The organism is Veillonella atypica KON (assembly GCF_002959915.1).
Taxonomy (GTDB): Bacteria; Bacillota; Negativicutes; order Veillonellales; family Veillonellaceae; genus Veillonella; species Veillonella atypica.
This window is the reverse complement of record NZ_PPDE01000008.1, coordinates 107,273-121,494: the sequence shown is the minus strand read 5'-3', so window position 1 is coordinate 121,494 and position 14,222 is coordinate 107,273. Positions and strand designations below refer to the sequence as shown.

Genomic DNA, 14,222 nt, shown 5'->3' with positions numbered 1-14,222 from the left:
CATCTAAAACAAATGCTTTAATATCTTTCATAATCTACTGCAAAAAAATATCTCTCCTCCTGTAAAAAAGAGAAGAGATATTATACATTCCAATTATTTTTTAAGTTGTTTTACTACTAAAGATGCGCCTACTACAAGGATAACGGCAGCTATTTTAATATACAGCGCATACGGTTCAACTGTATGAGCAATTAATGTATCTTCCACACTCATGCCAGCGCCGACCCATCCTAGGATACCACCACCAACGTAGAGAATAATTGGGAAACGCTCGATGACTTTCACAAATAATGTACTACCATACACGATGATAGGCACCGTAATAAGCATACCAATAGCAACCATTGTCATGTGGCCACCTGCAGCGCCTACTACGCCGATTACATTATCGATACCCATGATACCATCAGCAATGACAATCGTCATGATTGCAGCTCGCAAACTATCCTTGGCCTCGATATTATGCTCACTGTCATCATCAGCAACAAGCTTGTACCCAATCCATAACAAAAGGATACCACCTACCAAACGAAGCGCTGGAATTGTATTTAAAGCCTCAACGAAGAGGAATGCCATAACGAGACGTAAAATGATAGCACCTGCTGTGCCCCAGAAAATTGCTTTCTTTTGTAAATGAGCCGGTAAATTTCGTGCAGCCATGCCAATCACAATGGCATTATCGCCGGCCAACAGAATATCGATGACAATGATTTGTAACATTGCCAACAAACCTTGAACAGATACAATGTCCAATTCGTACCTCCTATAACGAAAATATTTAATATACTTATTATACTAAAGAGCATCTACCTTGTACAATACTGTAATGTATCCATCTATTCGTAATACGAATACCTGTATATAACTATATTCTATAGTTTTTAATACACCTAGCCATAATAGATAGACTATGTTAAAATATATCATCAATTTAGGAGGTCATTATGTATCAAACATATTCTATACTACAAAAATTATGGTTGTTCATTAAATTATTTACTCCTATGTGCATCACCCAATTTTCTCTTGTAGGGGGCACATTTATCGCCATCTTCTTAACAGGACAATATAGTACAATTGATTTAGCTGGGGTTGCTACAGGGTACAATCTATGGTTATTATTCTATATCTTTGCACAAGGGACCCTAATGGGTATCACCCCGATCATTGCACAGCTATTAGGAGCCAAGAAAACAGATAGTATACCTACCATCGTCTACCAAGGGTTTTATATTGCAACAACCCTAGCACTTATTATATTATTAATCGGTGTTTTCGGATTAGTACCATTACTAAATTTCCTTAATTTAGAACCTGCTGCTACGGCTGTTTGTATCAATTATTTGAAAGCTTTCGCACTTGGCCTATTCCCTCTGTTATGGGTTAATACATTGCGTAACACCGTTGATTCCCACGGGTTAACTCACTATTCTATGGCCATTGTAGTAACGAGTTTTGTAGTGAATGTATTCTTAAACTACTCACTGATATTTGGGCACTTCGGATTGCCTGAAATTGGTGGTGTCGGTGCTGGTTATGGTATTGCCGGAGCATGTTGGACAAACTTTATTTTATTTAGTGCGATGGTGCTCTTCCATCCTAAATTAAAGGGATATCGTATCTATAAAGATTGGGTAAGCCCCAAATGGCAATACATACGTGAGCAATTACAAATCGGCTTGCCAATCGGTTCTTCTATTTTTTTTGAAGCCAGCATTTTCAGTATTGCCGGCCTATTGATGGTACACTTTGGTTCCGCTGTCGTAGCGGCTCACCAATCGGTCATTGCCTTTACCAACGTGTTCTATTGCTTACCACTTAGCATTGCCATGGCTTCCACCATTGCTGTAGGCTATGAAGTCGGTGCTGAGCGACATAAAGAAGCTATTCAGTACTCCTACATTTCTCGCGTGTTAGCCATTGTCATTGCAATTTTGATTTGTGCTTTCACATTTACCCATATGGAAAGCATATCCGCATTATTTACAAATGATGAAGAGGTATATAATCTAATTTATAGATTCCTCGGGTATGGCGTTTTCTTCTCCGCCTTCGATGCCATTGGTACACCATTACAAGGTATTCTACGGGGCTACAAGGATGTAAAAATTGTATTCTATATTTCTCTCATTTCCTATTGGGGCGTTTGCTTCCCTATTGCATACATTCTTGCCAACAACCCAAATTACGGCCCATTTGGTGTATGGATAGGCCTATTAGCTAGCGTAATTGTAGCAGGCATACTATTCACCATTCGAACATGGTATATTCAACACAAACAAGTACATATAAAAGCATAACGCACAAAAGCAGCACTGCAAGTCATACTCAGCAGTGCTGCTTTTCTACTATAAGGTATTAACTATTTTTGTATTACATTGTATTACCTTGTAATACATCTTGTTTTTCAACATTCGACATGCGGAAAAAATTGTATAATGTTTCCGCCGTCTTATAGTTCATAGAATCGACCTTAGCTAATTCATCTATACTGGCTTTTTTCATGGCCTCTAAGCTATTGAAATGAGCCCATAAAGCCTTACGTCGTTTAGGACCAATACCATCAATGTGATCGAGTAGGGATTCTAAGTTACGTTTGCCCCGCAATTTACGATGATAGGTAATAGCAAATCGATGGGCTTCATCACGAATTTGTTGCAATAATTGCAACTCTGGTGAATGATGACTCAAAATGATGCTATCCGATTGCCCCTCTACAAAGACCTCTTCTATCCGTTTTGCCAAGGATATAACAGGCACATCTGTAACACCTACAGCGCGTATGAGCGGTATAGATGCATTGAGCTGCCCCTTACCACCATCGATAATAATGAGGTCTGGCATAGGCCAATCCGTTTCATTACCATAGCGGCGTTCCATGATTTCTGCCATCGATTTAAAGTCATCGGGCTTTCCCTGTGTAGTCTTTAATTTAAAGCGTCTATACTCCTTCTTAGCTGGCTTGCCGCCTTCAAATACAACCATGGAGGCTACGGTTTCAGAGCCTTGTGTATGGGAAATATCAAAGCACTCCATACGCTCTGGTAATCGAGGTAAATCGAGGACCTCCGCCAATTTCTTAACGGCACCTCCACTCTTATCGATTTGGTATTGCCATTGGCGGCGACGTTCTTCAAGGAATGTTTCAGCATTTTCATGAGCCATTTTAATCATGTCCATCTTATAGCCACGTTGAGGCACAAGGACATCGACCTGTTGGCCCTTCATGTCACTGAACCAATCCTTAAATAGATGTTGCTCAGAACTTTCCATAGGCAATAATAGCTCTTTAGGAATAAAGGTAGTATCCCCATAGTACTGCTTAATAAAATCAGTCATAATGGTTTCTTCCGAGTCACCTTCATTTTGCACGAAGTAGTTTTCTCGGCCTAATAGACGGCCACCTCGAATAAAGAGTAATTGTACACATGCCAATTGACCATCTACAGCTATCCCCAGTACATCTAGATCACCACGTTGCGTTACCATCCGCTGTTTTTCTTGAATTTTTTCAATGCTCGTCAATTGGTCTCGATAACGTGCTGCATCTTCAAATCGAAGCTCTTCCGCAGCTTCTTCCATCTTTTCCTTAATTTCTTTAAGCAAGGGGATTGGTTTGCCCTCAAAGAGTTCTATAATTTCATCGATATATTTACGATAATCCGGTACTGATATCTTATGAAAGCATGGCGCTTCACAATAGTGCATATGATATTGCAAACAAGGGCGTTCTACCTTCATCGATTTACAGGTACGCAATGGAAAATACTGACGAATCAACTTGAGGACTACATGAACGGCTGTTACATCGGTAAAGGGCCCAAAATATTTAGCCCCATCCCGCTCAAGGCGACGTGTCATATATACGCGAGGATAGTCTTCTTGAACAGAGATTTTAACATAAGGATACGTTTTATCGTCCTTAAGGGAAATATTGTATTTCGGCTTATGTTCTTTGATAAGCGTATTTTCTAATATGAGGGCTTCCATTTCCGTCTTTGTTTGAATAATCTCTACATCGACGGCACGCTTCATCATCGCCGTTACCTTAGGCGCTCGATTCGCATCATTACGCACATAGGATCGCACGCGATTGCGTAAATTAATCGCTTTACCCACATAGATGATGCGGTTATATTGATCACGCCATAAATAAACCCCTGGTGTGGTCGGTAAATGGCTAACCTTTTCTAATAACTCTTCAGACGGCATATATCCTCCTTTCTTCGTCAATTCTCCATACCATTATAATTAATACTTCATTGTCGCAACCATGCAAGGCAGTGCCATACAAATTATTTCTTTTTCTTTGCAGCATTCATAAATGTATTAGTCTGTTTTAATACAGGACCTAAGAATTTTCCTGTATAACTTTCTTTCACATTTGCAATCTGTTCCGGTGTACCGGTAGCCACGATGGTACCACCGCGGTTACCACCTTCAGGACCTAGATCAATAATATAATCAGCCGTTTTGATAACATCTAGATTATGTTCAATTACGATAACTGTGTCGCCACCATCTACCAATTTCTGCAATACATCTAGAAGCTTTCTAATATCTTCCGCATGAAGGCCTGTTGTAGGTTCATCAAGGATATATAATGTTTTACCTGTACTGCGACGTGCTAATTCTGTGGCCAATTTAACCCGTTGTGCTTCACCACCAGACAATGTGGTTGCCGCTTGGCCTAAACGAATATAGCCAAGACCAACCTCTTGCAATGTTACCATTTTCTTGTAGATTTTAGGGATAGCACTAAAGAATTCTACTGCATCATCTACGGTCATATCTAACACATCGGCAATAGATTTGCCCTTATATTTAACCTCTAGTGTTTCCCGGTTGTAGCGAGCCCCCTTGCAGACCTCACAAGGCACGTACACATCTGGTAAGAAATGCATTTCAATTTTGATGATACCATCACCACGACAAGCTTCGCAGCGACCACCTTTTACATTGAAACTAAAACGACCCTGTTTATACCCGCGCATCTTAGCCTCTGGTGTTTGACTATATAATTCACGAATTGCATCAAATACACCCGTATATGTGGCAGGGTTAGAGCGAGGTGTGCGACCGATAGGGCTTTGATCAATATTGATGATTTTATCGATATGCTCAAGGCCGCGAATTTCTTTATGGGCCCCCACCTTGTGATACGAACGATACAACTGATTAGCTAGCCCTTTATACAGAATTTCATTGATTAAGGTAGACTTACCAGAACCGCTGACACCTGTAACTACTGTAAATAGTCCAATTGGGAATTTCACATTAATATTTTGTAGATTATTTTCTTTGGCACCTCGAATTTCGATGCAGTTTTTACCAGGTTTACGTCGTTCGTCAGGAAGAGCTATAAACTTGCGGCCGCTCAAATATTGACCGGTAATGGAGCCTTTCACCTGCATAACCTCATCTACAGTCCCTGCAGCAACGACTTGACCACCATGCTCGCCCGCACCTGGTCCAATGTCTACAAGGTAATCTGCGGCGCGCATCGTATCTTCATCATGTTCTACAACGAGCAGTGTATTACCAAGGTCACGCAACCCTTTTAAGGTATCGATAAGTCGATCATTATCCCGTTGGTGTAGACCGATGGATGGCTCGTCAAGAATATACAACACACCAACAAGACCAGAACCAATTTGCGTTGCTAACCGAATACGCTGTGCTTCACCACCGGATAAGGTGCCTGCACTCCGATTCATAGTAAGGTAATCAAGGCCTACATTATTGAGGAAGCCTAGTCGAGCATTAATTTCTTTTAGAATCTGTGCACCAATCACTTGTTCTCTGTCAGTTAACTGCAAATGACTAAAGAAATCTAGCGCTTCTTTAATCGTCAACTGGGTTACTTCATTAATATTCTTATCCCCAACGGTAATCGCTAATACCTCGGGTTTTAAACGGGCGCCATGACAGGTCGTACATGGTTTAATGGACATGAATTTTTCAAATTCTTCGCGCATAGAATCGGTAGAGGCTTCGCTATGGCGGCGTTTCACCATCGGCAAAATACCTTCGTATTCGGTGAAAAATTCCTTTTCTTCGCCACGCATATTTTCATAGGTAAAAGCCACCTTGTCCGTAGTACCGTACATGACCTTTTTCTGTAATGCCTTAGGCAATTCATCATAAGTAGAGTCTAAGGAGTGTCCATTTGCTTTCAATAGACCTTCTAGCTGACGCATAAACCATGCATTAGGATTAGAACTTAACGCTTGTACACAACCATCGGCAAAACTAATAGAGCCATCTGGAATTACGCGTTCTTCATCAACCTCCATAGTAGAGCCAATCCCCAAACAAGCGGGGCATGCCCCAAAGGGACTATTGAAAGAGAACATACGGGGCTCAATTTTCGGCAATGAAATGTGACAATCTGGGCATGCAAAGTTCTGACTATACATATGCTCTGGGCCATCGACCTCTTGAACAATAACGATACCTTCTGCCCATTTTGATGCAGTCTCCATAGAGTCTGCTAACCGGGATTCAATGCCTTCTTTGACAACGAGACGGTCTACAACAATATCGATGGAATGCTTTTTATTTTTCTCTAATACAATATCCTCATCCATTGTGCGTACCACACCATCAACGCGAGCACGGACAAAACCCTCTTTTCGAAGTTGTTCAAAGACAGATTTATGTTCCCCTTTTTTTCCTTGAATCATAGGTGCTAAGATTAAAATCTTAGTCCCTTCAGAAAAGCTCATTACATCATCTGTCATTTGTTGAATGGTTTGTTGTGTAATGGGTTTACCACACTCTGGACAATGAGCATGTCCAACACGGGCAAATAATAGACGTAAATAGTCGTAAATCTCCGTCACCGTACCAACTGTAGAACGAGGATTTCGACTTGTAGTCTTTTGGTCGATAGAAATGGCTGGAGATAAACCTTCAATATAATCTACATCAGGTTTATCCATTTGTCCCAAAAATTGACGCGCATAGGCCGACAGTGATTCTACATAACGCCGTTGGCCTTCTGCGTAAATCGTATCGAATGCAAGGGACGATTTACCAGATCCACTTAAACCAGTTAAGACAATAAACTTGTCTCGCGGTAGTGAAATATCTATATTTTTAAGGTTATGCTGACGTGCACCTTTTACAATCAATTGATCTTTCATATATGTACCTTTTTACTTTTTGGTGATTGTTTCTTAGAATTTTTTCGTGGTTTTTTTAACTTACTTTCACCGACACTATGCATATCGGACCATTGTTGACGAAGTTCGCCCAATTGGTCACGTAATTTAGCAGCCTTTTCAAATTCCAACTGTTTAGCAGCCGCCTTCATTTGACGGTCAAGCTCTTCAATCTTGTTATATAGTTCTTCCGCTGTAATCTCTGCTACCTTAGTAGTATCTGCATCTTGAGCATATGGTTCGTGGCCATGGTCCATACCAGCTGCAGAGGACTTCTTTTTCCCCTTCTTTGGTGAAAGCCCTTTGCCATCGGTGACCATATCTGCTTCAATTTTAGTGAGCTCAATAAGCTCTTTCACATCTTTAGATACAGATTTTGGCGTAATATGATGTTCAATATTATATGCCTCTTGTACTGCACGACGACGATCTGTTTCGTCCATAGCGCGTTGCATAGAACCTGTTACACGGTCAGCATACATAATAACATGACCATTCACATTACGCGCTGCACGACCGATAGTTTGAATCATAGCTGTATCAGAGCGTAAGAAACCTTCCTTATCCGCATCTAAAATAGCCACCAAGGAAACCTCTGGCATATCGAGGCCTTCGCGGAGCAAGTTGATACCGACTAATACATCGAATACACCGGCCCGCAAATCGCGAATGATTTCAGCCCGCTCGATGGTAACGATATCCGAGTGAAGGTAACGAACACGAACACCCATTTCCTTCAAGAATTCCGTTAAATCTTCAGCCATCTTCTTCGTCAATGTCGTAACGAGAACCCGTTCATTCTTAGCGGCGCGCTTATGAATCTCACCGAGTAAATCATCCATTTGCCCCTTAATAGGACGAATTTCAATGGATGGATCGAGTAGCCCTGTAGGACGAATGATTTGCTCTGCCACATTCGTTTCTACTTCCATTTCATACGGTCCTGGCGTTGCTGATACATACACGATTTGATTGATCCGTTCTACAAACTCATCGAATTTCAGTGGTCGATTGTCGAGTGCTGATGGCAAACGGAAGCCATATTCGATAAGAGATTCTTTACGCGCTCTATCCCCATTGTACATGGCGCGAACCTGAGGAATGGTTACATGCGATTCATCTACCATGATGAGGAAATCATCAGGGAAGTAGTCTATCAATGTATATGGTGCTTCCCCTGCTTTACGCTCCGACATATGGCGGGAATAGTTTTCGATGCCTGAACAGTAGCCCATTTCTTGCATCATTTCTATATCATAACGGGTGCGCTGTTCAAGACGTTGCGCCTCGAGCAAACGATCTTCTGCTTTCAGTTTTGCCAGCTGCTCATCAAGTTCTGCCTCAATGCGCTCTACCGCAATTTTCATTTTTTCTTTTGTTGTAACATAGTGAGATGCAGGATAGACCGCAACATGTTTGCGCTCTGCAATGACTTCTCCCGTTAATGCATCCACCTCAACAAGACGGTCGATTTCATCGCCGAATAGTTCCACCCGAATGGCTCTTTCACTATAGGCAGCAGGAAAAATTTCTATGGTGTCCCCTTGTACGCGGAATGTACCGCGAATAAAATTCATATCATTACGCGTATATTGGATATCTACGAGTTTAGACAGAATTTCATCACGAGATTTCGTCTGACCTAATCGCAAGGACAATACGAGATCAGAATAGTCCTCCGGATCACCTAAGCCATAAATACAGCTAACAGAAGCAACGATGATAACGTCTCGGCGCTCAAATAAACTCATGGTAGCACTATGGCGCAATTTATCAATTTCATCATTAATAGATGCATCCTTCTCGATATACGTATCGCTAGAAGGGATATACGCTTCTGGTTGATAAAAATCGTAGTAAGATACAAAGTATTCTACCGCATTATTAGGGAAGAAACTTTTAAACTCGCTGCAAAGTTGAGCAGCCAATGTTTTATTATGGGCGATAATCAAGGTCGGTTTCTGAACCGCCTCGATGACCTTTGCCATGGTAAAGGTTTTTCCTGTACCAGTCGCACCTAATAGGACTTGAGCCCATTCGCCACGCTCAATCCCGTCTGTAAGAGATTGAATGGCTGTAGGTTGGTCCCCAGTAGGCGTAAAGGGCGCCTCCACTTTAAATGGTTGGCCCCCTTCATAGTTATAGCTATTATGTTTCATTACTGTTCATCCTGATGTTTACGGATAGCCTTGAGTTCTTCCTCTGACAAACGACGACCTGCATTTTCAGCTTGGTTCAATGTATCCTCACCTTCTAACACTTCGATGAGCATAGCAATGGAGAAGCGATCTAATGTAGGCGTGGTCTTTTGAATTTCATCGGCCATCATCCAATCTGATTCAGTATAGTTATTAATACGATCTGTAATTTCTTCCCAGTTTGAAAGTAGTAATCTCGTAATAGGACGATATAATTCAATACCGAAATACTCGATTAAGCTAACGATTTTTTCCATGTTTTCTAGGCTTACATTACATTCATTTTTTTTATTTTCAGATTCTACATATTCAAGTAAGAATTCCCGGTTATATTTATTTGTCACCTTGAATCATTCCTTTATTAAATAGTGCATTGGCAAATTCTTTTGCATTAAATGGACGTAAATCATCCATGCCTTCACCAACGCCAATCCAACGTACAGGTACGCCTAGTTCTTCTTTAATAGAAATAACTACGCCACCTTTCGCAGTACCGTCTAATTTAGTAACTACAATACCATTAACAGGTACGGCTTGACCAAATAATTTAGCTTGGCTTACCGCATTTTGACCTGTAGTGCCATCGAGAACGAGCAATGTTTGATGCGGAGCACCCTCTACATGATTATTCGCTACGCGGCCCATTTTTTTAAGTTCTTCCATAAGATTTACTTTTGTATGAAGACGACCAGCCGTATCGACAATTACCATGTCTGCATTACGTGCCTTTGCGGCTTCCATCGCATCATATACAACGGCAGCAGGGTCTGCACCTTCCTTATGTTTAACGATAGGTACGCCTACGCGGTCAGCCCAGATGGATAATTGGTCCGCCGCCGCCGCACGGAATGTATCTCCAGCAGCGATGATAACCTTTTTACCTTCTTTAGTATAGTAGTTTGCCAATTTAGCAATAGTTGTAGTCTTACCCACACCATTAACACCAACAACCAGGATAACCTCTGGGTGGTGAAGTGTGATTTCATCCTCTTGGTCAACTAACATTTCTGTGATGCGGTCTTCCATGAATGGCATTACATCACCAGTATTGTTAATAACACCTTCTGTAACACCACGGCGGATTTCCTTCATCAAATACTCTGTAGTCTTAGGACCTAAATCGCTAGTGAGCATGACCGCTTCTAAATCATCAAGAAAATCATCATCGATTTCTGCATAACCAATGATCACTGTTTCTACATTTTTTACAAAGGACTTACGAGTTTTTTCTAAGCCCTCTTTAATTTTATTAAAGAATCCAAATGCCATTATGCTAGATCCTCCTTCACATCTTCAAATGAAACCGTTAACAATCGAGATACACCGCGCTCCACCATGGTAACCCCTTGTAATACTTCGGCAGCTTCCATCGTTTTCTTACGATGTGATACGACGATAAACTGCGTTTCCTTATTTACCCGATTCAAATAAGAACTAAATCGCTCTACATTTGCTTCATCCAAAGCAGCATCAACTTCGTCAAGCACACAGAATGGAGCCGGACGATAGTCAAGGAACGAGAACAATAAGGCAATAACTGTGAGTGCTCGTTCTCCACCAGATAGTAACGTCAATTGCTGACGCTTTTTCCCTGGTGGTTGGATGTAGAAATCAATACCACCAGTCAAGATATTTTCTGGGTCGGTAAGTACGATTTGAGCCGTACCACCACCAAATAATTGACTGAATACATGTTGGAACTGCTTACCTACCACCTCTAATACATCATAGAGTTGCGTGCTCATGGCCTTATCCATTTCAGCGATAACCGCCTGTAATTGCTCTTTTGCCGTATCGAGATCTGATAATTGATTCGATAAGAAATCATACCGAGTTTTCGTCTCTTCATACTCTTCTACAGCATTAGGGTTTACAGATCCAAGTTCTGCAATTTCCGCCATTAAACGAGCTTGTTCCATTTTCCAATCATTCACAGAGCCGGCAATATTTATATGCTGTGCATCTTCCAATGAATAGCCTAATTCATTCAAATCCTCTACAGCACGATCACAATCCATGCGATAACGCGTCAATTTACCTTCTGCTTCAACTAGACGATTTTGAACCACCTTATACCGCTGGTTGAGTCGGTCTTGTTCAGCTAAAATTAATTCAATCTCCTCCCGTGCACCAGCAGTCGATTGATACGCTTCATCACGTAAAGCGCGAAATTTTTCAACCTCTCCACGAATCGCTTCAAGAGACTCATTAGCAACTCGAATTTGTTCAGGAATCACAACATTCAAACGCTCTTCACTAGAGTGTAATAACTCCATGAGAGGTTCTAAGCGAGATACTATGGTTTCCAAATTTTGCTTTCGTTGCTCTTGTTGTACCTTACGTTCTTCTATAGTGCTTTCTAAACGTTCACAAAACAATCTAGAGGCTGTAAAAGATTCATATGCCTCTTGCTGTGCCTTTTGCAGCGTACTTAATCGTTCCATAATTGCCGATTGATCACCTTGTTGTTCAGGTGAATTATGTAACGCTGACAATTCCGATTCAGATTGTGAAAGCACATGTTTTGTTTGTCCCATGTCCACGTCAATTTGAACGATACGTTCCTGTTCATCATGAAGCACACGCTTTTTACGTTCTAATTGATTTTCAATGTTCTGAATCTTCGCTTGACTGGCCGAGAACAAAAGATTGGTGTGTTGATATTGTTCATCCAACACACTTCGCTCACGTTGCGCCCTTTCAATACGATTTTCTTCATCTTTAATTTGTTGTTCAAGCTTGGCCGTACGCTCTTCTACAGAAGCTAATTCGGCCTCTAAACGAGCCGCTTCTTCACGACGACTTAACAAGGAACTGCGTTTTTTCTTCGTTGCACCACCAGTTAAGGAACCACCTGGTTGGAATTGTTCCCCCGTCAATGTAACGATGCGTAACTGCTGATTATATTTCTTTTGTAACGCAATAGCCCGTTCCATTGTTTCTACAACTAATGTACGGCCCAACAAGTATTGAAAGATATGATTATAGGCAGCATCGAATTCAATACAGTCGACAGCTGTCCCAATGACACCATCTTCCGACAATGCAGGAGTATCATAAGGTCGCCCTTTCACAGAATCCATAGGCAAGAAGGTAACGCGCCCCCCTTGAATTGATTTAAGGAATTGAACGCCTTCTGATGCGGCTTTAGCTGTCGTTGTCACAACATGGTTAACACTACCACCTAATGCGATTTCAATAGCAACAGTAAATCGGTTATCTACGGTAAATAAATCACCTACCGCCCCTTTAATCGCTTCACGCCATGGGCCCTTACCGTTAAGGATGTTTTTAGTACCTTCTAAGTAACCTTCATGTTGTTCTGCCCATTGTGCTAATAATTCTAATCGCCCCTGTGCCTTTTGCACATCGCTACTCATGCGATTTAATGCCTTTCGGGCTTCTCGCAATCGTTCTGATGCAGACCGTTCTTCATCAACTAAGGACTTCCGTTTATTAGATAACTCATTAAATTGAGTATCTAAGGATTCATGTTCAGATTTCGCTGCCGATAAATTGGATTGAACCTCTTTAATTTCCGCTTCTAATGTTTCTACTTGAACAGCGGACTCAGATTTACGAGATTCTAAATTTCGCAATGTAGCCTTCGCTGTTTCAATACTAGCAACTAAATCTAATTGACGCTGTTGATAGGCTTGTCTGTCGCTTTCTAAGGACTTCCATGATGATTGTTCCGCATCTAATTGAGCAATGGCCTTATTATAATTTTCCTCTAAAACTACGAATTGAGTGCGTTCAGATTCTAATTGAGCCGTTTCATCCTCAATAAGGCGATCTAAAATGAGCAATTGCTGCTCTTCACCCTTTTTAGACGCTTCTGCTTCGCTAATACGCAGAGAAGTATCTTCTACTTCGCGCTTAGTTGTACGCAACTGTTCTTCTAGTAGTGTTACAGTACCATTGATGCGTTCTTCTTCCCGTTGTTTTTCGCTAAACTGTGCTTCCCAAGATTTTAATAGTTCTTGATCCTTTGCATTTTCAGCTTGTAATGTATGACGCCGTGCATCGAGGGTAGATAATTGCGTTTGTAGTTCAATTTCTTCATCCTTCAATGCAATATTGTCATTTTCTGCACGGGTTAATAATCTATCAGCTGTCTTGTAATTATGAAAGCCGATAACACCATCATATTCGCGTTTACTACGGCTTAATGCCATATATTTTTTCGTCGTTTCCGCTTTTTCTGCCAGAGGTCCTAATTGTTCCTCGATGGTCGCCATAATATCGCGAACCCGTTCCATATTCCGGTCAGTGCTCGCAATACGACGCAATGCATCCTCTTTATTAATTTTAAAACGAGAAATGCCTGCAACGTCTTCAAATATAAGGCGACGTTCTTCTGGTTTACTATTAAGAATAGCATCGATACGATTTTGCCCAATGATAGCCATCGAATCTTTGCCAAGACCTGTATCAGCTAATAACAAGTGAATATCCTTTAGACGGCAGGTCCGTTTATTAATGAGGAACTCACTTTCACCTGTCCGATAGATACGACGCGTAATGGCTACCTCTTGCATGTCCACATCGAGTTGACCATCTGCATTATCAAATACAAGGGTAACCTCGGCAGCACTCATTGGTTTTCGTTTTTCTGTGCCAGAGAAAATGATATCCTCTGCACGTTGGCCCCGTAAATTACGCACATTGGATTCCCCTAGAACCCATTTCATAGCATCCGTAATATTACTTTTACCACTCCCGTTAGGACCAATAACGGCAGTCATCCCTGGGGAGAATTTTACAACTGTTTTATCAGCAAAGGATTTAAATCCTTTTAATTCTAGCCGCAGTAATTGCATGACTGCCTCCTTTCTTAGTATAACCCCATTAAATC

8 protein-coding genes are annotated in these 14,222 nt (G+C 41.3%); 1 reads left to right on the top strand and 7 read right to left on the bottom strand.

Annotated features, from left to right (window positions below; genetic code table 11):
• Positions 1 to 93: 93 nt before the first annotated feature.
• Entirely contained in the window at positions 94 to 753 is a 660-nt protein-coding gene (locus tag VAHSUH02_RS04470; RefSeq protein ID WP_005380893.1) for a TerC family protein, read from the bottom strand.
• A gap of 191 nt (positions 754 to 944) precedes the next feature.
• Here VAHSUH02_RS04470 and VAHSUH02_RS04465 point away from each other — a divergent pair, with 191 nt between their 5' ends.
• Positions 945 to 2,300: an MATE family efflux transporter gene (locus tag VAHSUH02_RS04465; protein WP_005381033.1), complete on the top strand. Its 1,356-nt coding sequence runs from the start codon at positions 945 to 947 to the stop codon at positions 2,298 to 2,300.
• A 73-nt stretch (positions 2,301 to 2,373) separates the two neighbouring features.
• Here the strand turns inward: VAHSUH02_RS04465 and uvrC are convergent, their stop codons facing one another.
• The 6 genes from uvrC to smc all read right to left on the bottom strand — a co-directional run bounded on the left by uvrC (position 2,374) and on the right by smc (position 14,187).
• Complete coding sequence (gene uvrC / locus VAHSUH02_RS04460) at positions 2,374 to 4,212, bottom strand: excinuclease ABC subunit UvrC (RefSeq protein ID WP_005380857.1); 1,839 nt, start codon at positions 4,210 to 4,212, stop codon at positions 2,374 to 2,376.
• 83 nt (positions 4,213 to 4,295) lie between these two features.
• Complete coding sequence (gene uvrA / locus VAHSUH02_RS04455; protein ID WP_005384206.1) at positions 4,296 to 7,148, bottom strand: excinuclease ABC subunit UvrA; 2,853 nt, start codon at positions 7,146 to 7,148, stop codon at positions 4,296 to 4,298.
• Entirely contained in the window at positions 7,145 to 9,325 is a 2,181-nt protein-coding gene (gene uvrB, locus VAHSUH02_RS04450; RefSeq protein WP_005384207.1) for an excinuclease ABC subunit UvrB, read from the bottom strand. The genes uvrA and uvrB overlap by 4 nt, the downstream gene beginning before the upstream one ends.
• Positions 9,325 to 9,708 carry a hypothetical protein gene (locus tag VAHSUH02_RS04445; protein ID WP_005380954.1) on the bottom strand — a complete coding sequence of 128 codons (384 nt, stop codon included), beginning with the start codon at positions 9,706 to 9,708 and terminating at the stop codon, positions 9,325 to 9,327. The genes uvrB and VAHSUH02_RS04445 overlap by 1 nt, the downstream gene beginning before the upstream one ends.
• The gene (gene ftsY / locus VAHSUH02_RS04440; protein WP_005384208.1) at positions 9,698 to 10,633 is read right to left on the bottom strand and encodes a signal recognition particle-docking protein FtsY; all 936 of its coding nucleotides are present in this window, start codon (positions 10,631 to 10,633) and stop codon (positions 9,698 to 9,700) included. The genes VAHSUH02_RS04445 and ftsY overlap by 11 nt, the downstream gene beginning before the upstream one ends.
• Positions 10,633 to 14,187 carry a chromosome segregation protein SMC gene (gene smc, locus VAHSUH02_RS04435; RefSeq protein ID WP_005384209.1) on the bottom strand — a complete coding sequence of 1,185 codons (3,555 nt, stop codon included), beginning with the start codon at positions 14,185 to 14,187 and terminating at the stop codon, positions 10,633 to 10,635. The genes ftsY and smc overlap by 1 nt, the downstream gene beginning before the upstream one ends.
• Positions 14,188 to 14,222 lie beyond the last annotated feature (35 nt).